General features: G+C 74.3%; 22 protein-coding genes. 15 read left to right on the top strand and 7 right to left on the bottom strand.

The genetic code is table 11. From position 1 onward, the window contains the following. Positions 1-22 precede the first annotated feature (22 nt). Genes QDR37_RS04010 through QDR37_RS04000 form a run of 3 tightly spaced genes read left to right on the top strand, consistent with a single transcriptional unit; the run spans position 23 to position 2,734 of the window. Positions 23-1,339 carry a thymidine phosphorylase gene (locus QDR37_RS04010; protein ID WP_279712288.1) on the top strand — a complete coding sequence of 439 codons (1,317 nt, stop codon included), beginning with the start codon at positions 23-25 and terminating at the stop codon, positions 1,337-1,339. A 10-nt stretch (positions 1,340-1,349) separates the two neighbouring features. Further along, positions 1,350-2,459, top strand: a complete 1,110-nt coding sequence (locus tag QDR37_RS04005; protein WP_279712287.1) for an adenosine deaminase — start codon at positions 1,350-1,352, stop codon at positions 2,457-2,459. Next, the gene (locus QDR37_RS04000) at positions 2,456-2,734 is read left to right on the top strand and encodes a PTS sugar transporter subunit IIB (RefSeq protein WP_279712286.1); all 279 of its coding nucleotides are present in this window, start codon (positions 2,456-2,458) and stop codon (positions 2,732-2,734) included. Before QDR37_RS04005 ends, QDR37_RS04000 begins: the two co-directional genes overlap by 4 nt. Before the next feature lie 15 nt (positions 2,735-2,749). Here QDR37_RS04000 and QDR37_RS03995 read toward each other — a convergent pair whose 3' ends face one another. Continuing rightward, on the bottom strand, positions 2,750-4,372 hold the full coding sequence (locus tag QDR37_RS03995) for a phospho-sugar mutase (protein ID WP_279712285.1): 1,623 nt from the start codon (positions 4,370-4,372) through the stop codon (positions 2,750-2,752). After that, positions 4,369-5,217 carry a purine-nucleoside phosphorylase gene (locus QDR37_RS03990; protein ID WP_279712284.1) on the bottom strand — a complete coding sequence of 283 codons (849 nt, stop codon included), beginning with the start codon at positions 5,215-5,217 and terminating at the stop codon, positions 4,369-4,371. The genes QDR37_RS03995 and QDR37_RS03990 overlap by 4 nt, the downstream gene beginning before the upstream one ends. Positions 5,218-5,305: 88 nt before the next feature. On the opposite strand from QDR37_RS03990, the gene QDR37_RS03985 reads away from it, so the two are divergent. Continuing rightward, entirely contained in the window at positions 5,306-6,742 is a 1,437-nt protein-coding gene (locus QDR37_RS03985) for an NAD(P)H-quinone dehydrogenase (RefSeq protein ID WP_279712282.1), read from the top strand. A 147-nt stretch (positions 6,743-6,889) separates the two neighbouring features. On the opposite strand, the gene QDR37_RS03980 is transcribed toward QDR37_RS03985, so the two are convergent. Both QDR37_RS03980 and QDR37_RS03975 read right to left on the bottom strand, forming a co-directional pair. After that, the gene (locus QDR37_RS03980) at positions 6,890-8,695 is read right to left on the bottom strand and encodes a biotin carboxylase N-terminal domain-containing protein (RefSeq protein ID WP_279712281.1); all 1,806 of its coding nucleotides are present in this window, start codon (positions 8,693-8,695) and stop codon (positions 6,890-6,892) included. A gap of 93 nt (positions 8,696-8,788) precedes the next feature. Further along, positions 8,789-9,442, bottom strand: a complete 654-nt coding sequence (locus QDR37_RS03975) for a Maf family protein (RefSeq protein WP_279712280.1) — start codon at positions 9,440-9,442, stop codon at positions 8,789-8,791. 40 nt (positions 9,443-9,482) lie between these two features. Here QDR37_RS03975 and QDR37_RS03970 point away from each other — a divergent pair, with 40 nt between their 5' ends. The 4 genes from QDR37_RS03970 to QDR37_RS03955 all read left to right on the top strand — a co-directional run bounded on the left by QDR37_RS03970 (position 9,483) and on the right by QDR37_RS03955 (position 13,877). Beyond that, entirely contained in the window at positions 9,483-10,706 is a 1,224-nt protein-coding gene (locus QDR37_RS03970) for a class I SAM-dependent RNA methyltransferase (RefSeq protein WP_279712279.1), read from the top strand. A gap of 117 nt (positions 10,707-10,823) precedes the next feature. Further along, the gene (locus tag QDR37_RS03965) at positions 10,824-11,522 is read left to right on the top strand and encodes a response regulator transcription factor (RefSeq protein WP_279712278.1); all 699 of its coding nucleotides are present in this window, start codon (positions 10,824-10,826) and stop codon (positions 11,520-11,522) included. Next, complete coding sequence (locus QDR37_RS03960; protein ID WP_279712277.1) at positions 11,512-12,789, top strand: ATP-binding protein; 1,278 nt, start codon at positions 11,512-11,514, stop codon at positions 12,787-12,789. Before QDR37_RS03965 ends, QDR37_RS03960 begins: the two co-directional genes overlap by 11 nt. Continuing rightward, positions 12,786-13,877, top strand: coding sequence for a hypothetical protein (locus QDR37_RS03955; protein ID WP_279712276.1), 1,092 nt, complete (start codon positions 12,786-12,788; stop codon positions 13,875-13,877). The genes QDR37_RS03960 and QDR37_RS03955 overlap by 4 nt, the downstream gene beginning before the upstream one ends. A 291-nt stretch (positions 13,878-14,168) precedes the next feature. On the opposite strand, the gene QDR37_RS03950 is transcribed toward QDR37_RS03955, so the two are convergent. Together QDR37_RS03950 and QDR37_RS03945 are read right to left on the bottom strand one after the other, a co-directional pair. Further along, complete coding sequence (locus QDR37_RS03950) at positions 14,169-14,372, bottom strand: acyl-CoA carboxylase subunit epsilon (RefSeq protein WP_279712275.1); 204 nt, start codon at positions 14,370-14,372, stop codon at positions 14,169-14,171. Beyond that, entirely contained in the window at positions 14,369-15,973 is a 1,605-nt protein-coding gene (locus QDR37_RS03945; RefSeq protein ID WP_279712274.1) for an acyl-CoA carboxylase subunit beta, read from the bottom strand. Before QDR37_RS03945 ends, QDR37_RS03950 begins: the two co-directional genes overlap by 4 nt. 61 nt (positions 15,974-16,034) lie before the next feature. On the opposite strand from QDR37_RS03945, the gene QDR37_RS03940 reads away from it, so the two are divergent. The 3 genes from QDR37_RS03940 (at position 16,035) to QDR37_RS03930 (ending at position 18,411) form a co-directional block, all read left to right on the top strand. Beyond that, the gene (locus tag QDR37_RS03940) at positions 16,035-16,805 is read left to right on the top strand and encodes a biotin--[acetyl-CoA-carboxylase] ligase (protein WP_279712272.1); all 771 of its coding nucleotides are present in this window, start codon (positions 16,035-16,037) and stop codon (positions 16,803-16,805) included. 4 nt (positions 16,806-16,809) lie between these two features. Next, on the top strand, positions 16,810-17,358 hold the full coding sequence (locus QDR37_RS03935) for a PH domain-containing protein (protein ID WP_279712271.1): 549 nt from the start codon (positions 16,810-16,812) through the stop codon (positions 17,356-17,358). Between the two features lie 219 nt (positions 17,359-17,577). Beyond that, the gene (locus QDR37_RS03930) at positions 17,578-18,411 is read left to right on the top strand and encodes a DUF559 domain-containing protein (RefSeq protein ID WP_279712270.1); all 834 of its coding nucleotides are present in this window, start codon (positions 17,578-17,580) and stop codon (positions 18,409-18,411) included. Between the two features lie 110 nt (positions 18,412-18,521). Here QDR37_RS03930 and QDR37_RS03925 read toward each other — a convergent pair whose 3' ends face one another. Beyond that, positions 18,522-19,004, bottom strand: a complete 483-nt coding sequence (locus QDR37_RS03925; RefSeq protein WP_279712269.1) for a GtrA family protein — start codon at positions 19,002-19,004, stop codon at positions 18,522-18,524. Between the two features lie 140 nt (positions 19,005-19,144). Here QDR37_RS03925 and QDR37_RS03920 point away from each other — a divergent pair, with 140 nt between their 5' ends. The 4 genes from QDR37_RS03920 to QDR37_RS03905 all read left to right on the top strand — a co-directional run bounded on the left by QDR37_RS03920 (position 19,145) and on the right by QDR37_RS03905 (position 23,418). Then, positions 19,145-20,266 (top strand): 5-(carboxyamino)imidazole ribonucleotide synthase, encoded by a 1,122-nt coding sequence (locus QDR37_RS03920; RefSeq protein ID WP_279712268.1) that lies wholly within the window; start codon positions 19,145-19,147, stop codon positions 20,264-20,266. A gap of 4 nt (positions 20,267-20,270) precedes the next feature. Continuing rightward, positions 20,271-20,786, top strand: a complete 516-nt coding sequence (gene purE, locus QDR37_RS03915; protein ID WP_279712267.1) for a 5-(carboxyamino)imidazole ribonucleotide mutase — start codon at positions 20,271-20,273, stop codon at positions 20,784-20,786. Next, entirely contained in the window at positions 20,783-22,189 is a 1,407-nt protein-coding gene (locus QDR37_RS03910) for an LCP family protein (RefSeq protein ID WP_279712266.1), read from the top strand. Before purE ends, QDR37_RS03910 begins: the two co-directional genes overlap by 4 nt. Positions 22,190-22,269: 80 nt before the next feature. Further along, positions 22,270-23,418 (top strand): hypothetical protein, encoded by a 1,149-nt coding sequence (locus tag QDR37_RS03905; RefSeq protein WP_279712265.1) that lies wholly within the window; start codon positions 22,270-22,272, stop codon positions 23,416-23,418. Positions 23,419-23,426 lie beyond the last annotated feature (8 nt).

The raw sequence follows: 23,426 nt of genomic DNA, 5'->3' as shown, positions 1-23,426 counted from the left end.
GCGCACGGGGAAGGATGGGGGCATGGCTGAGGCGTTCGACGCGGTGGAGCTGATCGTCGAGAAGCGGGAGGGGCGGCCGCTCTCGACCGCGCAGATCGACTGGCTCGTCGACGCGTTCACCCGAGGCGTGGTGGCCGACGAGCAGATGTCGGCGTGGGCGATGGCCGTGCTGCTGAACGGCATGGACCGCCGCGAGATCCGCGACCTCACGCTCGCGATGATCGCCTCCGGTGAGCGGATGTCGTTCGAGGGCCTCGGTCGCCCGACCGTCGACAAGCACTCGACCGGCGGCGTCGGCGACAAGATCACGCTGCCGCTCGCGCCGCTCGTCGCGTCGTTCGGCGTCGCCGTGCCGCAGCTGTCGGGCCGCGGCCTCGGCCACACGGGCGGCACGCTCGACAAGCTCGAGGCGATCCCCGGCTGGCGCGCCGACCTGTCGACCGCGGAGATGCGGGAGCAGCTCCGCACGATCGGCGCGGTGATCTGCGCCGCGGGCGCCGGGCTCGCACCGGCCGACAAGCGCCTCTACGCGCTCCGCGACACCACCGGCACGGTCGAGGCGATCCCGCTGATCGCGTCGAGCATCATGTCGAAGAAGATCGCCGAGGGCACCGAGGCGCTCGTGCTCGACGTGAAGTTCGGCGCCGGCGCGTTCCTGCCGCGCCGCGAGCTCGCGGAGGAGCTGGCCCGCACGATGGTCGAGCTCGGCGCCGACGCGGGCGTCCGCACCGTCGCGCTGCTCACCGACATGAGCACGCCGCTCGGGCTCGCGGTCGGCAACGGCGTCGAGGTGACGGAGAGCGTCGAGGTGCTCGCGGGCGGCGGCCCGTCGGACGTCCGCGAGCTGACGATCGCGCTCGCCGCCGAGATGCTCGCCCTCGCCGGCCGGGGCGACGAGGACCCGGCGGCGGCGCTCGACGACGGCCGGGCGATGGACGTGTGGCGCCGCATGATCGCGGCGCAGGGCGGCGACCCGGACGCCCCGATGGCGGAGGCGCGGGAGCGCGAGGTGCTGACGGCGCAGGAGGACGGCGTGCTCACCGCGCAGGACGCGAAGGCGGTCGGGGTCGCCGCGTGGCGGCTCGGCGCGGGCCGCGCCCGCCAGGGCGACCCGGTGCAGGCGGGCGCCGGCGTGCTGCTCGCCGCGAAGCCCGGGGACGCGGTCCGGCGCGGGCAGCCGCTCGCGACGCTGCTCACCGACGAGGCGGACCGCATCCCGCGCGCGCTCGAGGCGCTGTCCGGGGCGTTCCGGGTCGCGCCGGCCGGCACGCCCGTGCCCGACCGGCCGCTCGTCGCGGGCCGGATCGCGGCCGGGAGCGAGGACCCGGGCACGCGCTAGCCTGAACCCCGTGGCGGGGGAGTGGCTTCTGTGGAACGACGTCGATGCCGCGCGCCTGCCGAAGGTGTCGCTGCACGACCACCTCGACGGCGGCCTGCGGCCGGCGACGATCGTCGAGCTCGCGGAGGAGCACGGCGTCGACCTGCCGGCGACCGAGCCCGACGAGCTCGGTGAGTGGTTCCGCGAGTCCGCCGACTCCGGCTCGCTCGTCGACTACCTGAAGACCTTCGACGTCACCACCGCGGTGATGCAGACGGCGCCCGCGCTCACCCGCATCGCCCGCGAGTTCGTGCTCGACCTGGCCGACGACGGCGTGCTCCACGGCGAGGTGCGCTGGGCGCCCGAGCAGCACCTCCGCGGCGGCCTCACCCTCGACGGCGCCGTCGAGGCCGTGCAGGCCGGCCTCGAGGAGGGCGCCGACGAGGTGCGGCGGAGCGGACGGACGATCAGCACCGGGCAGCTCGTCACCGCGATGCGGCACGCGGATCGCGGCCTCGAGATCGCCGAGCTCGCCCTGCGGCACCGCGACCGCGGGGTCGTCGGCTTCGACCTGGCCGGCGCCGAGGCGGGCAACCCGCCGTCGCGGCACCGGGTCGCGCTCGACTTCCTCGCCGAGCACTGGTTCCCCGTCACGCTCCACGCCGGCGAGGCGGCCGGGCTCGACTCGATCCGCTCCGCGCTGCTCGACGGCCGCGCCCTGCGCCTCGGTCACGGGGTGCGCATCGCCGACGACGTCGTCATCACGGGCGAGGACACCGAGAACAGCTACGTCACCGTCGGCCGCCTCGCCCGCTGGGTGCGCGACCGGCAGATCCCGCTCGAGCTGTCGCCGTCGTCGAACCTGCAGACGGGTGCGATCGAGCGCTGGGGCACCGCGATCGAGGACCACCCCTTCGACCTGCTCTACCAGCTCGGCTTCCGGGTCACCGTGAACACCGACAACCGGCTCATGAGCGACACGAGCCTCTCGAAGGAGCTCGTGCTGCTCACCGAGGCGTTCGACTACGACCTCGACGACCTGCTCACGTTCCAGCTGAACGCCGCCGATGCCGCGTTCCTGCCGGTCGAGGACCGCGAGGAGCTCGCCGACCGCATCACGAGCGGGTTCGACGCGCTGTGACGGTCTCGATCCTCACCCTCTGCGGCGCCGGTGTCGGCACGAGCGAGATCCTCCGCGTCTCGGCGCAGCGAGCGCTCGCCCGGCTCGGCATCGACGCGCACGTGACCGCGACGGACGAGCAGCACGTGCGCGAGCTCGCCGAGGACGCCCAGGTGATCCTCACCACCGCCGACCACGCGCAGCGGCTCGGCCGCACCTTCGCGCAGGTGATCGTGGTCGAGAACATCCTCGACCAGGACGAGCTCGCCGCGAAGCTCGCCGACGCGCTCGAGTAGTCCCCCGGGCGCGGCTCAGGCGAGCAGCGCCCGGACGCCGTCGCGCAAGGCGCGGAGCCGGCCGTCGGTCTCGGCCCGTCGCTCCTCGGGCGAGCCCGCGTCGGACCACACGTCGAGGTACGCCTTCAGCTTCGGCTCGGTGCCGCTCGGCCGCACGACGAGGCGGGCGCCCGCGTCGAACGAGATGCGCAGCACGTCGGACCGGGGCAGCTCGCCGCCCTCGAGGAGGTCGTCGACGGCGGTCACCGGAAGGCCGCCGACCGCGGTCGGCGGGTCGGACCGCAGCCGGGCCATGAGCGCCGCGATGCGCGCGAGGTCGACGACGCGGACCGACACCTGGTCGGAGTCGAACCGGCCGATCGCCGCCTCGATCTCGGCGAGCCGGGTGGTCAGGTCGCTGCCGCGATCCGCGAGCCGGAGCGCCTCGCGGAGCAGGACGACCAGGGCGGAGATCCCGTCCTTGTCGTGCACGATCGCCGGTGCGACGAGGTAGCCGAGGGCCTCCTCGAAGCCGAACACGAGGCCCCGGGCGCGGCCGATCCACTTGAAGCCGGTGAGCGTCTCCGTGTAGCCGAGGCCGAAGCGGTCGGCGATGCGGCGGAGACCCGGCGTCGAGACGATCGAGGTGGCGAGCGTGCCGCTGTCCGCCTGCTCCGCCACCGACCAGCCGAGCAGCAGGCCCACCTCGTTGCCGGTGAGCCGCCGGTAGCCGTCGCCCTCCGGCAGCGCGACCGCGAGCCGGTCGGCGTCCGGGTCGTTCGCGAGCACGAGGGCGGCCTTCGATGCGGTCGCGGCGGCGAAGGCCGGGTCGAGGGTGCCCGGCTCCTCGGGGTTCGGGAACGGCGCGGTCGGGAAGTCGGGATCGGGCTGCGCCTGCGACGGCACGACCTCCGGTGCGGGCAGGCCCGCGGCGTCGAGCACGCGGCGCACCGTCTCGAGGCCGACGCCGTGCATCGGCGTGTAGACCCACGGCAGCGCCGGACGCGCCCCCGTGGCGGCGAGCGCGGCCGTCGCCGCGACGTACCGGTCGAGCAGGTCCTCGCCCGCGATGCGCACCTCGGACGACGTCGGCGGGAGGCCACCGGCGGCCACGACGTGCTCGATCTCAGCGAGCACCGCGGCCTCGTCGGGCGCGACGAGCTGCGCGCCCTCGTCCGGGCCGCCCAGGTAGAGCTTGTAGCCGTTGTCGGGCGCCGGGTTGTGCGAGGCGGTGATCATGACGCCGGCGTCGGCGCCGAGCGCGCGGACCGCGAAAGCGAGCACCGGCGTCGGCAGGGCGCGGGGGAGCAGCACGACCGCGACGCCCGCGGCCGCGAGCACCTCGGCGGCGTCGCGGGCGAAGCGGGCCGAGTTGTGGCGGGCGTCGTGGCCGACGACCGCGGTCGGCGTGCCGCTGCGGCGGGCGAGGAACCGGGCGAGCCCCGCGGACGTCTGCATCACGACCACGCGGTTCATCCGGTTGGGGCCCGCGCCGAGCGGACCGCGCAGGCCCGCGGTGCCGAAGACCAGCCGGGTGCCGAAGCGGTCGGCGAGGCCCGCCTCGTCGTGGTCGGCGAGCAGCGCCTCGACCTCGGCCCGCGTCGCGGGATCCGGGTCGATGGCGAGCCACTGGCGCGCTGCGGTCTCGAGGTCGCTCACGGCCGGGCCGCCAGGTCGCGGGCGACGCGGTCGACGATGCGGGCGAGCAGGTCGGCGAGCCGCGGCTCGGCCTCGCGGCCCGCGGCGAGCACCTCCGCATGGCTGAGCGGCTGGTCCGTGACGCCCGCCGCGGCGTTCGTGATGAGCGAGAGGCCGAGCACCTCGAGGCCCGCCTCCCGGGCGGCGATCGCCTCGAGCGCGGTCGACATGCCGACGATCGAGCCGCCGATCGTGCGCGCCATCGCCACCTCCGCGGGCGTCTCGTAGTGCGGTCCGCGGAACTGCACGTAGACGCCCTCGGCGAGCGACGGGTCCACCTCCTGCGCGAGGCCGCGGAGGCGGGCCGAGTAGAGGTCCGTGAGGTCGACGAACGTCGGTCCCTCGAGCGGCGACGCCGCGGTGAGGTTGATGTGGTCACGGATGAGCACCGGGGTGCCCGGCGCCCAGGCGGGGTCGATGCCCCCGGCGCCGTTCGTCAGCACCATCACCCGCGCGCCCGCGACGGCCGCGGTGCGCACGCTGTGCACGACGCGTCGGACGCCGCGGCCCTCGTAGAAGTGCGTCCGCGCACCGATCACGAGGGCGTGCAGGCCGTTCGGCAGCGCGATCGAGGTGAGGGTGCCCGGGTGTCCCGGCACGCCGGAGACGCTGAAGCCCGGCACGTCGGCGGCGGGCACCTCGGCGACGACCTCGCCGAGCCGCCGTGCGGCGGCGCCCCAGCCGCTGCCGAGCGTGAGCGCGAGGTCGTGGCGCTCGACGCCCGTGCGCTCGGTGAGCGCGGCGGCGGCCAGCTCGGCGACGGCGGTGGGCGGGGTCTCGAGATCGTCGAGGGAGGGCTCGGCCATGCCGCCAGCCTAGGGAGAGACGGCGCTGATCGGCCCGGCTCGCGGCCCGTCCGCGCGACGCCGCGGCTCCACCCGGAAGAATGGGGGCATGGCGTACGAGTTCGAGCGCAAGCAGCGCATCGCGGTGCTGGGCGGCGGCCCCGGTGGCTACGAGGCGGCCCTCGCCGGCGCGCAGCTCGGCGCCGACGTGACCCTCGTCGAGCGGGTCGGGGTGGGCGGATCCGCCGTGCTCACCGACGTGGTGCCCTCGAAGACGCTCATCGCCACCGCCGAGGCGAGCGGCGCCGTGCCCGGCGCCTCCGACCTCGGCGTGCAGTTCTTCCTGCCGAACGAGTCCGGACGTGCGGCGCGACCCGACGTGGCGGTCAACCTCGGCGCGGTCAACCGCCGCCTCCGGGCGCTCGCGCGGCAGCAGTCCGACGACATGCGCCGCACCATCGAGCAGGCCGGCGTGCGCATCGTCATCGGCGAGGGGCGTCTCGACGGACCGAGCCGGGTCGTCGTCTCGACGGGGCGCGGCCGCACCGCCACCGACTTCGACGAGATCGAGGCCGACACGATCGTCGTCGCGGTCGGCGCGAGCCCGCGCCGCCTGCCGTCGGCGCAGCCCGACGGCGAGCGGATCCTCACGTGGACGCAGCTGTACGAGCTCGAGGAGGTGCCGGAGCACCTCATCGTCGTCGGCTCCGGCGTCACGGGCGCCGAGTTCGCCTCCGCCTACCTCGCGCTCGGCAGCGAGGTGACGCTCGTGTCGAGCCGCGACCGCGTGCTGCCCGGCGAGGACGCCGACGCGGCCGCGCTGCTCGAGGACGTCTTCACCCGCGGCGGCATGCACATCCTGTCCCGCAGCCGTGCCGTCTCGGTCCGCCGCGACGGCGACGAGGTCGTCGCCGAGCTGTCCGACGGCCGCGAGATCCGTGGCAGCCACTGCCTCATGGCGGTCGGCTCGGTGCCGAACACCGCGGGCCTCGGCCTCGAGGAGGCGGGCGTGCAGCTCGTGCCGTCCGGCCACATCCGCGTGAACCGCGTCGCCTCGACCTCGCGGCCGTCCGTGTACGCGGCCGGGGACTGCACCACGTCGCTGCCGCTCGCCTCCGTCGCCTCGATGCAGGGCCGCACCGCGGTCTTCCACGCGCTCGGTGACGCGGTGAACCCGCTCGAGCTGCGCAACGTCAGCTCGAACGTCTTCACCCAGCCCGAGATCGCGACGGTCGGCTGGTCGCAGAAGCAGATCGAGGACGGCATCGCGCAGGGCGAGGTCTACAAGCTGCCGCTCTCGTCGAACCCGCGCGCGAAGATGCAGGGCGTCTCCGACGGCTTCGTGAAGCTGTTCGCGCGCACCGGTTCGGGCACCGTGATCGGCGGCGTCATCGCGGCGCCGCGGGCGAGCGAGCTGATCCTGCCGATCACGCTCGCCGTCGAGCACCGCCTCACCGTCGACCAGCTCGCGCGGGCCTTCAGCGTCTACCCGTCGCTGTCGGGCGCGATCACCGACGCGGCGCGGGCGATGCACATCGTCGCCTGACCCGGACGCTCACCTTCGCGGATCCGGATTCCTTGCGCGGATCCGGAAGAAGCCGGCGACACGCCGCTGGTGCGGCTCCGGCGGCGGCGTGTCGGTCAGGAACTCCGGATCCGCGAGAGATCTCCGGATCCGCGAGTGCAGCGCCGGTCAGGCGTTGGCAGGGACCGGGGCCTCGTCGAGGATCTCGAGCAGCACCGTGCCGGAGGAGACCGTCGTGCCGGCCGTCGCCGACACCGTGCCGACGACGCCGTCGCGGTGCGCGGTGAGCGGCTGCTCCATCTTCATCGCCTCGAGGACGGCGACGAGGTCGCCCGTGACCACGCGCTGGCCGGGCTCGACCGCCACCTTGACGACGGTGGCCTGCATCGGCGCCTTCACCGCGTTGCCCGTCGCGGCGGTCGCACGACCGGCGGCGGCGCGACGGCGGGGCGGCGGCGCGGGCGCGGCCTGCACCTCGCCGCGGGCGAGCGCGGCGGGCAGCGACACCTCGATGCGCTTGCCGTTCACCTCGACCGTGACGCGATGCCGGTCGTCGGGCGCGGCGATGGCGTCCTGGTCGCCGAGCGAGCCGCTCCACGGCTCGAGCGTGTTGGCGAACTCGGTCTCGATCCACCGCGTGTGCACGGTGAAGCGCCCGTCCTCGGCGGTGAACGCGGGGTCGCGCACCACGGCGCGGTGGAACGGGATGACCGTCGGCAACCCGGCGACCTCGAACTCGGCGAGCGCGCGGCGCGACCGTGCGAGCGCCTCCTCGCGGGTCGAGCCCGTGACGACGAGCTTCGCGAGCATCGAGTCGAACGAGCCGGAGACGACGTCACCGGTGGTGACGCCGGAGTCGACGCGGACCCCGGGGCCGCCCGGCACGCGGAACGCCTGCACGGGACCGGGGGAGGGCAGGAAGCCTCGGCCCGGGTCCTCGCCGTTGATGCGGAACTCGATCGAGTGGCCGTGCGGCACCGGGTCGTCGAAGCCGATCGGACGGCCCTCGGCGATGCGGAACTGCTCGCGAACGAGGTCGAGGCCGGTGACCTCCTCGGACACGCAGTGCTCGACCTGCAGCCGCGTGTTCACCTCGAGGAACGACACCGTGCCGTCGGCGCCCACGAGGAACTCGCAGGTGCCGGCGCCGATGTAGCCGACGTCGGCGAGGATCGCCTTGGAGGCGGAGTAGAGCAGGTCGCGCTGCGCGTCGGTGAGGAACGGCGCGGGCGCCTCCTCGACGAGCTTCTGGTGCCGGCGCTGCAGCGAGCAGTCGCGGGTCGAGACGACGACCACCTTGCCGAAGGAGTCGGCGAGGCACTGCGTCTCGACGTGGCGCGGCTTGTCGAGGTACTTCTCGACGAAGCACTCGCCGCGGCCGAAGGCAGCGACCGCCTCGCGGGTCGCCGACTCGAAGAGCTCGGGGATCTCCTCGCGGGTGCGGGCGACCTTCAGGCCGCGGCCGCCGCCGCCGAAGGCGGCCTTGATGGCGATGGGCAGCCCGACCTCGTCGGCGAACGCGACGACCTCGTCGGCGGTCTCGACCGGGTTCAGGGTGCCGGGCGCGAGCGGGGCGCCGACGCGCTCCGCGACGTGCCGCGCGGTGACCTTGTCGCCGAGCGCGTCGATCGCGGCGGGCGGCGGACCGATCCAGATCAGCCCGGCGTCGATCACCGCCTGCGCGAAGTCCGCGCGCTCGGAGAGGAACCCGTAGCCCGGGTGCACGGCGTCCGCGCCGCTGCGCCGCGCCACGGAGAGCAGCTTGTCGATCACGAGGTAGGTCTCGGCACTCGTGGTGCCGTTCAGTGCGTACGCCTCGTCGGCGAGACGCACGTGCCGGGCGTCGCGGTCCTGATCGGCGTACACGGCGACGGACGCGATGCCCGCGTCCCGCGCGGCCCGGATGACCCGGACGGCGATCTCTCCGCGGTTGGCGATCAGCACCTTCGTGATCCGGCGCTGCTCCGACGTCATGATTCCTCACTGTAACCACCACGCAGGGTGTCCGTTTGGTGCCTCGGCACAGACCTCCCTCCGATCGGCGGTGGAAGGCCTACAAGCGGACGGCTACAGCGCGGGACGACGGGCGCGCCGCAGCTCCGGCCGCCAGAGGTCCGGCCACGCCACCCCGGCGGCGCGGACCAGGTCGCGCAGCGCCGGCAGCGAGAGCCCGACGACCGTCGACGGGTCGCCCTCGATGCGGCGGACGAAGGGTCCTGCGAGGCCGTCGATCGTGAACGCGCCCGCGACGGCGAGGGGCTCGCCGGTCGCGACGTAGGCGGCGAGCTCGTCGTCATCGAGGTCGTCGGCGAACTCGACGAGCGCGCTCGTGCCGACGCCCGCGCCGCTGCCGTCCCGCAGGTCGATCAGCCAGTGCCCGGAGTGCAGGACGCCGGAGCGGCCGCGCTGCTCCCGCCACCGCCGCAGCGCCGCCTCGGCGGTGCCGGGCTTGCCGTGGATGCGGCCGTCGTAGACGAACGCCGAGTCGCCGCCGAGCACGAGCGCGTCGGAGCGCGGCAGCGTCGCTGCGACGGCTTCGGCCTTGGCTCGCGCGAGCAGCTGCACCATCTCGGCCGCGGGCAGCGGGGCACCGGCGGCCTCCTCGGCCGCGCGGACCGCTGCGGGCTCGTCGACCTCGGACGGCCGCACGTCCGGCTCGATGCCCGCGGCGCGGAGCAGGGCGAGCCGCGCGGGCGAGGTGGACGCGAGCACGAGACGCATCCCGTCACGGTAGTGACGCACGATGTGCTGAGGTGGACCCGTGGCGGAACCGCAGCGGCTCGAGGGATGCGAGCTCGAGCTCGACGTGCTCCGCATCGCCCACGGCGGCGTGGCGGTCGCGGACCTCGACGGCCGCGTCGTGTTCGTCGCGGACACCCTGCCGGGGGAGCGGGTGCGCGCCCGGGTCATCGAGGACCGGCACGAGCGCTTCCTCCGCGCCGACACGGTCGCCGTGCTCGAGGCGTCGCCGGACCGGCGACCGCACGTCTGGACCGCTGCGTCGCTCGACCGCGACCCGGTGGAGCGGGCGGGCGGCGCGGAGTTCGGTCACATCGCCCCCGAGCGGCAGCGGGCGCTGAAGACCACGGTCCTCACCGACGCCCTGCGGCGCACCGGCGGCCTGTCCGAGGAGGACGTGGCGGCGCTCGCGCCCGAGGTGCGGGCCGTTCCCGGCCGCTCGGACGGCACCCGCTCGCGCACCCGCATCCGCCTGCACGTCGATCGCGCGGGCCGGCCCGGGCCGTACGCCGCCCGCAGCCGGCACGTCGTGCCCGTCGCCGACCTGCCGCTCGCCGTCGAGCCGCTCGAGGCCCTGCTGCCGCGCCGGGTCCCGGGCGGCGCGAAGGCCGTCGACCTCGTCGCACCGAGCGAGGGGGAGCCCTTCCTGCTCGCCGGGCACCGCGCGCACCACGACGCTGTCGTCGAGCGGGTGGGGGAGCGGCGCTTCGTGCTCGACGCCCGCGGCTTCTGGCAGGTGCACCCCGCCGCGGCCGCGGTGCTGAGCGACGCGGTGAGGCGGGCCGCCGCCGGCCTCGACCCCGCCGCTTCGCACCTCGACCTCTACGGCGGGGTCGGCCTGCTCGCCGCGGCCCTCGCGGACGCGGGCGGCCCCGCGACCGCCGTCACGACCGTGGAGGCCGACGGGGTGGCCTCCCGGCACGCCCGCGACAACCTCGCCGACCTCCCGGCCGCGCACGCGGTCGCCGCCCGGGTCGACGCCTTCCTCGACGGCGAGCAGGAGGCCCGGCCGGGCGCCGTCGTCGTGCTCGACCCGCCCCGGTCCGGCGCCGGTGCCGCGGTCGTGCACGCCATCGCGCGGCTCGAGCCCGCTCGCGTCGTCTACGTGGCCTGCGACCCCGTCGCGCTCGCCCGCGACCTGCGCACGTTCGCCGAGTCGGGCTGGCGGCCTGCGCGCCTCGAGGCGTTCGACCTGTTCCCGAACACCCACCACCTCGAGGCCGTCGCGACGCTCGAGCGCGCCTGAGGCGGGCGCTCGCCCCGAACTGGGGTCGCGGAGCGCCTCGCGCTGGGGGTGTGCCGGACGGTCCAGCCTGTCCCCCGGCGACCTAGACTTCCCGCGTCCGTCCGTCTGGAGCCGAACATGATGACCGCCACCGATCCGACCGAGACCTCGACCGAGACCGTCCGCGTCGCCGTGGTCGACGACCACGAGTCCGTCCGCCTCGGCCTCCTCGCCGCCTGCATGCGCGAGGGCTTCACCTTCGTCGAGGAGGGCGCCACCGTCGCCGAGCTCGTCTCGAAGCTCGCGGGCCGCGAGTGCGACGTCGTCGTGCTCGACCTCTCGCTCGGCGACGGCTCGAGCATCACGGACAACGTGAAGACCATCCAGGCCACCGGCGCCGCCGTGCTCGTGCACTCGATCGCCGACCGCGCCGCGGGCGTCCGCGAGGCGCTCGCCGCCGGTGCCGCCGGCGTGATCCCGAAGTCGGCCGCCACCGCCACCGTCATGGCGGCCATCCGCACCGTCGCCCGCGGCGACGTGCTGAACAACCTCGAGTGGGCGAGCGCGATCGACGCAGACGTCGAGTTCGCGAAGGCCCAGCTCGGCCGGCGCGAGCGCGACGTGCTGAACCTCTACGCGTCGGGCCTGCCCCTGCGCATGGTCGCCGAGCAGCTCGGCATCGCCCCGTCGACGGTCCGCGAGTACCTCGACCGCATCCGCGTGAAGTACGTCGAGGTCGGCCGGCCCGCGCCGACGAAGGTCGACCTGCTCCGCCGCGCGGTCGAGGACGGCATCCTGCCGAACCTCGATGCGGACGCGGTCGACGATGACGACTGAGCAGGCGCCCAGCGCGCAGCGCTCGGTCCCGGATCGGGGCCGGGTGTTCGTCTCGCCGGTCGGCTCGCGCCGCGTCGAGGTCACCCTCGCCGTCGCGATGAGCGTGTTCGGCGTGCTCTTCAGCTTCCAGAGCGTGCCCGCCCTGGTCGGGCAGTGGTCGTACACGGGGACCCCGCTCGGCGTCACCGTGCTGCTGCTCGTCTTCGGCTCGATCACCGTCGCCGGCCTCGCGGCCGTGCTGCGGCAGTGGACGCGGCCGATCTTCCTCACCGCGGCCGTCGCCTACCTGCTCGCGCTCGCCCTGTGGCCGAGCGTGGTGCCTCCGCACGACGGGCTCGTGCACGGCGAGACGCCGTGGATCGTGCAGGTCGCGACCGTGCCCGCCGGGTTCGTCGTCGTCGCGCGGCGCCGCTGGGGCGTGCCCGCCCTCTACGCGCTGCTCGTCGCGGTCTCGATCGGCGTGCTGCGCTCGTCGCCGGCCGGCGGCGACGTCGATGCGCTCCGCGCGACGCTCGACGCCGTCTACGCCTTCGCGCTCGACATCGTGCTGCTCGTGCTCACGGTCGCGGTGCGGCTCGCGGCGGCGAGCGTCGATCAGGCGCAGAACAACGCGCTGCAGCGCTACGCCGCCGCGCAGACGGACCTCGCGATGGAGTCCGAGCGCGTCGCGACCGACGCCCTCGTGCACGACTCCGTCCTCACGACCTTCCTCTCGGCGGCCGCCGCGACCACCCCCGACGCCACGGCGCTCGCCGCGACGATGGCGCGGAAGGCGATGGGCAACCTGACGCGCGCCACCGTCGCCGCCGGCACCGGGCCGCGCGTGCCGCTCTCCGGTCTGCTCGCCCGCATCCGTGACGAGGCCGCGGTCGTCGCCGACCGCTTCACCTTCGCGAGCGACGACACGGCCGGCGTCGAGCTGCCCACCGAGGTCGCCGACGCGCTCGCGGCCGCGGCCGCCCAGGCGATGATGAACAGCGTCAAGCACGCGGGCGGCGAGGACCTGTCGCGCTCGGTCGTCGTGCGGGGACTCGGTGACGGCGCCCTGCGCGTCGAGGTGGCCGACACGGGCCGCGGGTTCGACCCCGCCGCGATCGGCAGCCAGCGGCTCGGCGTCCGCGTCTCGATCGTCGAGCGCGCGCGTCACGCGGGCGCGGAGGTCGAGATCGACACCGCGCCGGGCGCCGGCACCCGCGTCGTGCTGTCGTGGCCCGCCGCAGCGAGGGCGGTCGTCGAGCGCGCCGAGCAGACGGCGGCGGCGCGATGATCACGCTGCCGCGGCGCCTGCTCGTCACCGTCACCGCCGCGTTCTCGCTGTACCACGTCGTCCTCGGTGTCGTGGCCCTGCTCGTGCCGGAGCCGGGGGACACGGCGAAGCAGGCCGCCGTCGCGCTCGCGCACCCCGAGCGCGTCGTGCTCGCGCTCGTGCTGTTCGTGGTCGCCACCGCGCTCTCGCTCGGGATCGGCCGTCGCGTCGAGATCCCCGTGTGGCTCGCCGGGCTGAACGTCGGGCTCTCGCTGTCGATCGCGCTGCTCGGCTCGAGCACCATCCCGCCGTCGGCCCTCGACGGCTACTCCTGGTACGGCACCTGGTACGTCGCGGCGATCGGCACCCTGCTCACCATCACCGCGGTGCGCCGCCACGTCGCCTACGCCTGGTTCGGGCTCGGCCTCGTCACGGCGCAGACCGTGCTCTGGACGCACGACCTCACCGCGATCACCCGGTTCGGCCTGCTCGGCGACGTCGTCTGGGTCGCGATCGCGGCGGTCTTCACGCGGGCGCTCGCCCGTGCGGCGCTCGACGTGCGGCAGTTCGCCCGCGCGGAGCGTGAGGCCGTCGAGTGGCAGGCGGCTCAGGACGCGCACCACTTCGAGCGCCAGGTCCGGCTCACGCAGACGAGCCGGACGGCGCTGCCGATGCTGCGGCACATCGCCGCGGTCGACGGCGACCTCGACGAGGCGGCACGGCGCGAGTGCCGCGTGCTCGAGCAGTCGATCCGCGACGAGATCCGCGGCCGTCACCTGCTGAACGACGCGGTGCGGCGCGAGGTGATGGCGGCCCGCCGACGCGGCGCGGTCGTGCAGGTGCTCGACGACGGCGGCCTCGACGACATGGACCCGGCGCTGCTCGAACCCGTGCTCGACGCCGCCGCTGCAGCGATCGCGGGCGTCTCGTCCGACCGGCTGATCCTGCGCACCGCGCCGAAGGGGTCCGACAAGGCCGTGACGGTCGTCGGTATCTCGGTCGACGCCACGGCCGCCGCGCTCGGGCTCGAGGACGACGACGAGCAGGTCGACCTGTGGCTCGAGCTCGACCGTCCGACGGCGGCTGCGGTCCCCGTGACCACGACCTAGTCCCGCCGCGCGGAATGCTTCGGCGGCAAGGGAGACCGGTCCGCCTGATTTTGTACCCCGATTGTCCTCCGGAAGGCCGACTGCGCACCGCGCGCGGACCGTTCACAATGGAGTGCACCGCGCTCCGCACCTACGGGGCGCGTGTTCCGGACGCCGCGCCGATCAGGGTAAGCAGGCGTGGCGTCGGGGGCGGATCGCTGGGCATTCGGGTTGTCCGTGATCCGGGGTGTACAGGGGCCGGTCTGGGGAGGCCGGCCCCTTTCCCGTTCCCCCGGGTGCTCCGGCGCGGGGTCAGGCGCCGCGCCAGGGGCCCTCGAGCGGCAGCCGCACGGGGCGCATGCCGCGCTCCCAGGCCGATCGGCTGCGGCCCGGCGGCAGCGGCTCGGGCGCGGCTGACCGCTCGACGAGCAGCTGCGCGAACACGGCGGCGATCGCGGCGGTCTCCTCGTCGGTCGCCGAGCCGCCCAGCACGTGCGGCTGCGCGGGATCCGTCACAGCGGGATGTTCCCGTGCTTCTTCGGCGGCACGCTCGCCCGCTTCGTGCGGAGCGCGCGCAGCGCCTTGATGACCGTGATGCGGGTGGCGGCCGGCTCGATGACGCCGTCGAGCTCGCCGCGCTCAGCGGCGAGGAACGGGCTCGCCACGTTGTACGTGTACTCGTTCGCGAGCCGGGTCCGCACGGCGTCGACGTCCTCGCCCGCGGCCTCGGCCCGGCGGATCTCGCCGCGGTAGAGGATGTTCACCGCGCCCTGCCCGCCCATGACGGCGATCTCCGCGGTCGGCCACGCGTAGTTGAGGTCGGCGCCGAGCTGCTTGCTGCCCATGACGATGTACGCGCCGCCGTACGCCTTGCGGGTGATGACGGTGACGAGCGGCACGGTCGCCTCGGCGTAGGCGTAGAGCAGCTTCGCGCCGCGGCGGATGACGCCGGTCCACTCCTGGTCGGTGCCGGGCAGGTAGCCCGGCACGTCGACGAGGGTGAGGATCGGGATCGAGAACGCGTCGCAGAACCGCACGAACCGCGCGGCCTTCTCGCCGGCGTCGATGTTGAGCGTCCCGGCCATGGCGCTCGGCTGGTTCGCCACGATGCCGACCGTGCGGCCCTCGACGCGGCCGAAGCCGACGACGATGTTCGGCGAGTAGAGCGCCTGCGTCTCGAGGAACTCGCCGTCGTCGACGAGGGCCTCGATGACCTCGTGCACGTCGTACGGCTGGTTCGGGCTGTCCGGGATCAGCGTGTTCAGGCGCCGATCGGAGTCGTTCACCTCGATCTCCGCGGTCGACGCGTAGGTCGGCGGGTCGGTGAGGTTGTTGTCCGGCAGGTAGCCGAGCAGCGTGCGCGCGAAGTCGAGCGCGTCGTCCTCGTCGGGCGCGAGGTAGTGGGCGACGCCGGAGCGCGTGTTGTGCGTGTACGCGCCGCCGAGCTCCTCCATGCCGACGTCCTCGCCCGTGACCGTCTTGATGACGTCGGGGCCGGTGACGAACATCTGGCTCGTCTTGTCGACCATGATCACGAAGTCCGTGAGGGCGGGGGAGTAGACGGCGCCGCCGGCGGCCGGCCCCATCACGATCGAGATCTGCGGGATGACGCCCGACGCGGCCGTGTTGCGGCGGAAGATCTCGCCGTACTTGCCGAGCGCGACGACGCCCTCCTGGATGCGCGCGCCGCCCGAGTCGAGGATGCCGATGATCGGCACGCCCGTCTTCAGGGCGTGCTCCATCACCTTGATGATCTTCTCGCCCGCGACCTCGCCGAGGGAGCCGCCGAAGATCGTGAAGTCCTGGCTGTACACCGCGACCTGGCGGCCGTGGATCTCGCCGACGCCGGTGACGACGGCGTCGCCGTAGGGCCGGCGGCTCTCCATGCCGAAGGCGTGGGTGCGGTGCCGCACGAACTCGTCGAGCTCCACGAACGTGCCGTGGTCGAGCAGCTGCTCGATGCGCTCGCGCGCGGTCTTCTTGCCCTTGGCGTGCTGCTTCGCGATCGCGGCCTCGCCGCTCGCGGTCACGGCCTCGTGATAGCGCTCACGGAGATCGGCGATCCGCTCCGCGGTCGAGAGCGGTGAGCTCGCCGGAGCCTCGTCGGTGTCGGTCACGAGCAGGGAGCCTAGTGCCGGGCCCGAGGCGGATCCGGGGCGGCCGCCTAGGCTGCGGCGGGTGGAACTGCCCCGCTCCTCCGCGCTCGTCGCCCGCCTGCAGTGGCTCGACGAGGCGGGCTCGACGAACTCCGAGCTCGTCCGCCTCGCGACCGCCGACGAGGCCGGCTGGCCGGCGCCCTCGGTGCTCGTCACCGACGTGCAGACCGCGGGTCGCGGCCGTCTCGGCCGGGCGTGGACCGCGCCGCCCGGGGCCTCGCTCGCGGTGTCCGTGCTCCTGCGTCCCGCGGTGCCGCGCGACCGGCTCGGCTGGCTGTCGCTGCTCGCCGGCACCGCGATGGCCCGGGCGCTCGCCGGGCTCGGCGTCGCCGCTTCGACGAAGTGGCCGAACGACGTGCTCGTCGGCGGGCGGAAGATCTGCGGCGTGCTCGCCGAGGCGCTGCCGGACGGGGGCGCGGTGATCGGCACCGGCCTGAACCACCGCCTCGCCGAGGAGGCCCTGCCGGTGCCGACCGCGACCTCGCTCGCGATCGAGGGCGGCCCCACGGATCCGGACCTGCTGCTCGCCGCGTACCTGACCGAGCTGCTCGCGCTCGCGGAGCGCTTCGCCGCGGCGAAGGGGGACCCCGACGCGAGCGGTGTGCGGGAGGCCGTGCTCGCGATCTCGGGCACGATCGGGCGTGCCGTGCGGGTGTCGCTGCCCGACGGCACGGCGCTCGTCGGCACGGCGGTCGGCATCGACGCCGACGGCCGCGTGGAGGTGCGCGCCGAGGCGGATTCGCGGATCACCGCGGTGGCGAGCGGCGACGTCGAGCACCTCAGGTATGAATAGGGACATGGCGATCGGGGGGACGACCCGGGCGGCTCCGGCACGGCCCGAGCGACGTCCGGCGAGCCCGTCCTCGCGGGAGACGCCCGAGCACGTCATCGTGCGGCTGCGGCGCTCGGCCCGCCACCTCGTCTGGCCGTCCGCCGCGTTCCTCGTGCTCTGCTTCGGCACCGGCTACTACTGGGGACGGCTGCCCGAGCCGTGGCTGAACGCGGCGCTGCCGATCCTCGCCGCGGTGCTCGTGGTCGCGTGCTCCGGGCTGCCGCTGCTGCTGTGGCTGAACCGCATCACGATCATCACCACCCGACGCCTCATCGTGAAGCACGGCTTCGTCGTGCGCGAGCGCAGCGAGTTCCTGCTCGGCCGCGGCTCCGAGGCCACGCTGCGGCGCGGCCCGCTGCAGCTGCTCACGGGCAGCGGCGACGTCATCGTGCACGCCGGCGCCGACGGCCAGATCACGCTCCGCGACGTGCCGCGGGCGCGCATGGTGCAGCGCGCGGTCACCGACCTCATCGAGCAGGCGGCGGGCACGCCGCTCGCCCGCCGCGCGGGCTGATCCGCCCCGCGCCCCGCGCCCCGCCAGCCACCGATTCGGTCCACGACCGCGGATCCCGTCCCGCAACCGAATCCGGTGCGGATCGGCGGCTGAACCGAATCCGTGGCGACCGGTCAGGGACGCATCCGCTCCTCCCCAGGCGCATCGGACGGGTGCCGGAGCGTTTGCAGAACTGGACAGCCGGGCCCGGATGCTCCCGGCAGCGTGACGATGCGCGGCATGCCGGCACTGCTCGCCCCGATCGCCACCCGTCAGCAGCTCACGCGCTGGGGCTTCACCCGCGTCGAGATCGACCGGCAGGTCGCCGAAGGCCGACTGCAGCGGGTGCGCATCGGATACTTCGCGCGTCCGGATGCGCCACCCGCACTCGTCGCCGCGGTTCGCGCAGGCGGCGTCGCCACGGGTGTCACCGCCCTTCAGCACCACGGTCTCTGGGTACCGGAGGATCCGAGACTCCACATCGCGGTCGCTCCCAAGGCGCATCCGCCGGCGTCCCCCGACGTCGAGGCGCATTGGACGTCGTCGTTCTCGACGCGGCCGGCGACGGGAGCGGCGTTCCTCCCCGTCATGCCGCTCGCCGCCGCGCTCGAGCATGCCCTCGCCGACCTGCCGCCAGAGCTCGCGGTGGCCGTCGGCGACTCGGCCCTGCACCAGCGCCGCATCAGCCGCCGCCTGCTCGACACGATCGTCGAAGGCCTTCCGCGCCGCGTCGTCCGCCGGATCCGGCGGCGGTTCGACGGGCGCAGCGAGTCAGGGCTCGAGTCGATCGCGCGCTATCTCCTGGAGGAGGAGGGGATCGAGTGCGCGGTGCAGGTCGCGATCGACGGCGTCGGCCGCGTCGACCTGCTGATCGACGGCTGGCTCATCGTCGAGCTCGACGGCGCCCAGCACGCCGAGCCGACGCAGATGCGTAAGGACCGCGCCCGCGACGCTGCCGCGGTCCGCCAGGGGTACCGGACGATCCGCTTCGCCTCCGACCGACTGCTGCACCACTGGCCGGAGTGCCTCGCGACCGTGCGGGCGATGCTGGCCGCGGGCGCGCCGCTCGCCTGACGCGCCCGGCCCTCGCGCCAGCGATTCGGACGACGGCAGCGGATCCCGCCGGCCGGCCGAATCCCTGGCGGGCTCGCCGGTGAACCGAATCGGTGGCGGGGGAGAGGGAGCTACTCCGCCGTCGCCGCGTCCGAGACGCGGTTGCGGCGGGCCGGGTGGTACACCCAGTGCCGGTAGAGGGCGAAGCGCACGATCGAGCCGAGGACGAGGCCGATCACGTTCGTCGAGATGTTGTCGGCGAGGGGGCTCGTGAGGTCGAGCAGGTAGTGCGACACCCAGAGGCAGGCGAGGCCCACGAGCATGCCGAGGATGCTCACGAGCAGGAACTCGACGCCCTCGGTCGCGCTGCGCGTGCTGCGGTGCGGCCCGAACGTCCAGTACCGGTTGCCGATCCAGTTCGCGATGATCGCGAGCGCGGTCGAGATCGCCTTGGCGATCAGCGGCCCCTCGTGGATGCGCGCCGGATCGAGCACCGTGAAGCGCAGCAGGTTGAACACGCCCACGTCGACGACGAAGCCGACACCGCCGACGAGCGCGAACTTCGTCAGCTGCGCCCACAGCCCCTGCCGCTCGGGCGCGAGGGCCGAGGTCATCGGTGTCGTCATACGCTCTCTTCGAGGTCTTCGGCGGTTCCCGGACGGGTTCCCGCGGTACGACGAGGCAGCATAAGCGGCGCTGCGCTGAGATCCCGGTCAGACCTGCGGGATTCGGCGGGCGCGTAGGAAGAGGGAACATGCGCGTCGGTGTGATCGGCGGCGGCCAGCTCGCCCGGATGATGATCCCCGCGGCCGTCGGGCTCGGCATCGAGATCGCCGTGCTGGGGGAGTCGGACGACGCCTCGGCGCGCGTCGCCGTGACGCGGGTCGGCGACTACACCGATGCCGACACGGTGCTCGAGTTCGCCAGGGACGTCGACGTGGTCACCTTCGACCACGAGCACGTCCCGCAGCCGGTGCTCCGCGCCCTCGTGGACACCGGTGTCGCGGTCCGACCGGGGCCGCACGCGCTCGCGCACGCGCAGGACAAGCTCGTGCTGCGCGAGCGGCTCGACGCGCTCGGGCTGCCGCAGCCCGTCTGGGCGCGCGTCACCGACCGCGCCGAGCTCGCCGCGTTCCTCGCCCAGGTCGGCGGCAGCGCGGTCGTGAAGACGCCGCGCGGCGGGTACGACGGCAAGGGCGTCCGCGTCGTCACCGACGCCGCGGAGGCGGACGACTGGCTCGCCGAGGGCCCGCTGCTCGCGGAGGAGCTCGTGCCGTTCCGTCGCGAGCTCGCGCAGCTCGTCGCCCGGCGCCCCTCCGGCGAGATCTCCGCGTGGCCGCTCGTCGAGACCGTGCAGGGCGGCGGCGTCTGCCGGGAGGTGCTCGCCCCCGCGCCCGGCGCGGCCGAGCGGCTCGCCGTCGTCACCTGCGACCTCGCCATGCGCATCGCCGCCGAGCTCGACGTGACCGGCGTGCTCGCCGTCGAGCTGTTCGAGACGATCGACGACCGGGTGCTCGTGAACGAGCTCGCGATGCGGCCGCACAACTCCGGTCACTGGACGATCGACGGCGCGACGACGAGCCAGTTCGAGCAGCACCTGCGCGCGGTGCTCGACCTGCCGCTCGGCGCCACCGGCCGCCGCGACGAGTGGAGCGTCATGGTGAACGTGCTCGGCGGCCCCGCCGACGGGGACCTCGACGCGCGCGTGCCGGGTCTCCTCGCCGAGCACCCCACCGTGAAGCTGCATCTCTACGGCAAGACGCCGCGCCCCGGCCGCAAGATCGGCCACGTCACGGCCGCCGGCGACGACCTCGACGACGTCGTCTACCGCGCGCGTGCCGCCGCCGCCCACTTCGACGACGCGCCCGTACGATAGCCCGATGCCGGAGGAGACCCCGATCGTCGGCCTCGCCATGGGCAGCGACTCGGACTGGCCGGTCATGCGCGCCGCGGCCGACCAGCTGACCGCGTTCCGCGTGCCGTTCGAGGCCCGGGTGCTCTCGGCGCACCGCACGCCCCGCGCGATGCTCGACTGGGCCGAGGCCGCCGCCGGCCGCGGCATCCGCGTCGTGATCGCCGGCGCCGGGGGAGCGGCGCACCTGCCGGGCATGCTCGCGAGCGCGACGACCCTGCCCGTCATCGGCGTCCCCGTGCCGCTGAAGCACCTCGACGGCCTCGACTCGCTGCTCTCGATCGTGCAGATGCCGACCGGCGTCCCGGTGGCGACGGTCGCGGTCGGCAACGCCGCGAACGCCGGCCTGCTCGCCGTGCGCATCCTCGCGACCGCCGACGAGCGCCTCGCCGCCGCGCTCGCCGACTACCGCGCCGACCTCGAGCGGCAGGTCGCGGCGAAGGACTCGGCCCTGGCGCAGCAGGCGGCGACGGCGCGGTCGTGACCGCCACCGGCACCCGTTGGACCGCAGGCGCCCCACCCCGGCCCTCCGGCCGCGGCGCCACGCGGGCGATGCTCCGCGACCCCGATCCGCTGAACGTCCCGCTCATGACGCGGCGCGCCTGGTGGCTCGCTGTGCTGCACCTGCTGATCCCGGGCGCTCCGCAGGCGCTCGCCGGGAACCGGCGCCTCGGTCGCTTCGCGCTCGGCGTCTGGCTCGCGTTCTGGATCGCGGCGCTCGCGGGCGTCGTGCTCTGGTTCCTGCTGCCGCAGGTGCCGCTCACGGTCTTCACGAACGTCGTCGGCCTCACGGTGCTGCAGGTGCTGCTCGGCGGGTGGGCCGTGCTCGAGGTCGTGCTCACCGTCAGCACCTTCCGGCTGCTCCGCCTCGTGCGGGTGCGGCCGGTCGCCCGGGTCGGCACCGCGCTGCTGCTCGTCGTCGGCCTCGTGATCGGCGTCGGCGGCGGCGCCTGGGGCGCTTACGCGGCCGGCATCGCCCGCGGCACCATCGGCTCGGTGTTCGGCAGCGGCCGGTACGCCCTGCCGGAGAACGGCCGCTACAACATCCTGCTGCTCGGTGGCGACGCGGGACCGGGCCGGCTCGGACTGCGCCCCGACAGCATCTCGGTCGTGAGCCTCGATGCGCTCACCGGGAAGATGGTGCAGCTCGGGCTGCCCCGCGAGATGAACGACATCCCCTTCGCCCCCGGCTCGCCGATGCTGAAGAAGTACCCGAACGGCTACGGGCACGCCGACCACTGCGACGTCGACGTCTGCCAGCTGAACTCCATCTACACCGAGGTGCAGCTGAAGTACCCGGGGCTCTACCCCGACGCGACGAAGCAGTTCAGCAAGCCGGGCATCGAGGCCACGCGCGACGCGGTCGAGGGCGCGCTCGGCATCCGCATCCAGTACTACGTGCTCGTCGACATGGAGTCGTTCGGCCGGCTGATCGACGCGATGGGCGGCGTCACCGTCGACGTGAAGCAGCGCATCCCGATCGGCGGCCACATGGTGAACGGCACGCTCACCGGCGTGAAGGTGTGGATCGAGCCCGGCCGGAAGCGCCTGAACGGCAACCGTGCGCTGTGGTACGCCCGATCGCGGTACGGCGACGCGCAGGGCGACTACGGGCGCATGGCCCGCCAGCGCGAGCTCGAGACCGCGATGCTGCACCAGATGAACCCGATCACCCTGCTGACGAGGTTCGACAAGATCGCGAAGGCCGGCGCGCTCGCGGTCGACACCGACATCCCGCAGGGGCTGCTCGGCGAGATCGCCGGGCTCGCCGTGAAGGCCCGCACCCAGAAGGAGACGACCATCGAGTTCGTGCCCCCGCGGGTGCAGGACGTGCTCCACCCCGACTGGACGGCGATCCATCGGACCGTGCAGGCGGCACTGCGCTGAGCGGCACCGCTCTGCGCAGGCGGAAACGCGCCCGCGCGAAACGCCTTGCTCCTGCTCGCCCGCCGGTTACCCTCGACGCCGTGACCTCCGTGGTTCGACTCCGCGACACCGTCGTCGCCCCGTCCCTCCGCGTCGCGCGGACCCGCACGCGGGCCGACGTGCTCTTCGCCGTCGTGCTCGCGGTGCTGCTCGCCGTGCACGTCACGATCTTCTTCGCCGTGCTCGCGATCGCCCCGGTCACTGCCGCCGAGCAGCGGAGCCTCGACCTGCTCCACCTGCCCGTGGAGGTGGCGCGGGCGCTGATCCTGCCCTTCCACGCGCTGCTCATCGTGAGCCTCTTCGTGCTCGGCCGCCGCGCCGCGGGGCGATGGGCGGGCCTCGGCGCCGTGCTCGCGATCCTCGCCCTGAACCTGCGCGCCGATCCGACGGCGATCGTCTACGGCCCGAGCATCGCGACGGGGGGCTGGGTGGCCGCGTCGCTGCTCGCCGCCTCGTTCGTCGTGCTGCCGCGTCGCCGGCTGCTCGCCGCCTGTCTGCTCGGCGCCGCCGCGGTCTTCCACTTCCTCACGGCGCTCGCGCTGCCGGGCTTCCTGGTCGCGCTGCTGCTGTTCCCGGCGCCCGACGGGCCGCGCCCGCTCGACCGCGTCAAGGACCTGCTGTCGTTCGCGGGTGCCTGGCTCGCGGCGTTCGCCGCCGGGCAGCTCGTCTGGCTCGCCGACCTCGGCCTGCCGGCCTACTCCGCGCGCGTCGCCGAGTTCCTGCCCGAGTTCACGCCGCACCCGATGGTGCCGCTGCTCGAGCAGCCGTCGATCGTGTTCGCCGCGTGGCACTTCGCGACGCTGACGACCGTCGCGCTCGCCGCGTTCCTCTTCCTCGCCGCGGGCACCGGCGTCGTGCGCTACTTCGTCGTGCCGCGGCCGGAGGAGGTGGGCCCGAAGGCGCTCGTCGTCGCCCGCCGCCTGCCGATCGAGCTCTGGGCGGCCGCGTGCTCGACGGTGCTCTTCGCCGCCTGGTGGACCTTCTCGGGGCTGCGGGTCGTGATCGACCCGAACCTGCCGGCGCTCGTCGCGGTCGTGCCGCTCATCACCGCGATGGCGTACCGCGGCGCGAAGTGGCTGCTCACGGTGAACCGCTTCTGGGCGCTCTGCGGGGCGCTCTACCTGATCGGGCTCATCCTCGCCCGGTCGATCCAGCTCCTCATGACGCTGATCCAGGCGTTCTCCGCGTAGGGAGCGGC

The sequence above is a fragment of the Amnibacterium sp. CER49 genome (genome assembly GCF_029846255.1).
Taxonomy (GTDB): Bacteria; Actinomycetota; Actinomycetes; order Actinomycetales; family Microbacteriaceae; genus Amnibacterium.
Note: the sequence above shows the minus strand (reverse complement) of the source record. Positions and strands in the feature narration are given on the sequence as shown.

Coding starts and splice junctions, on each gene's coding strand:
- QDR37_RS03980 (WP_279712281.1), bottom strand. CDS start 8,695: ATGACGTCGGAGCAGCGCCGGATCACGAAGGTGCTGATCGCCAACCGC.
- purE (WP_279712267.1), top strand. CDS start 20,271: ATGCCGGAGGAGACCCCGATCGTCGGCCTCGCCATGGGCAGCGACTCG.
- QDR37_RS03920 (WP_279712268.1), top strand. CDS start 19,145: ATGCGCGTCGGTGTGATCGGCGGCGGCCAGCTCGCCCGGATGATGATC.
- QDR37_RS03965 (WP_279712278.1), top strand. CDS start 10,824: ATGATGACCGCCACCGATCCGACCGAGACCTCGACCGAGACCGTCCGC.
- QDR37_RS03925 (WP_279712269.1), bottom strand. CDS start 19,004: ATGACCTCGGCCCTCGCGCCCGAGCGGCAGGGGCTGTGGGCGCAGCTG.
- QDR37_RS03990 (WP_279712284.1), bottom strand. CDS start 5,217: ATGGCCGAGCCCTCCCTCGACGATCTCGAGACCCCGCCCACCGCCGTC.
- QDR37_RS03975 (WP_279712280.1), bottom strand. CDS start 9,442: ATGCGTCTCGTGCTCGCGTCCACCTCGCCCGCGCGGCTCGCCCTGCTC.
- QDR37_RS03960 (WP_279712277.1), top strand. CDS start 11,512: ATGACGACTGAGCAGGCGCCCAGCGCGCAGCGCTCGGTCCCGGATCGG.
- QDR37_RS03955 (WP_279712276.1), top strand. CDS start 12,786: ATGATCACGCTGCCGCGGCGCCTGCTCGTCACCGTCACCGCCGCGTTC.
- QDR37_RS03985 (WP_279712282.1), top strand. CDS start 5,306: ATGGCGTACGAGTTCGAGCGCAAGCAGCGCATCGCGGTGCTGGGCGGC.
- QDR37_RS03930 (WP_279712270.1), top strand. CDS start 17,578: ATGCCGGCACTGCTCGCCCCGATCGCCACCCGTCAGCAGCTCACGCGC.
- QDR37_RS04010 (WP_279712288.1), top strand. CDS start 23: ATGGCTGAGGCGTTCGACGCGGTGGAGCTGATCGTCGAGAAGCGGGAG.
- QDR37_RS03935 (WP_279712271.1), top strand. CDS start 16,810: ATGGCGATCGGGGGGACGACCCGGGCGGCTCCGGCACGGCCCGAGCGA.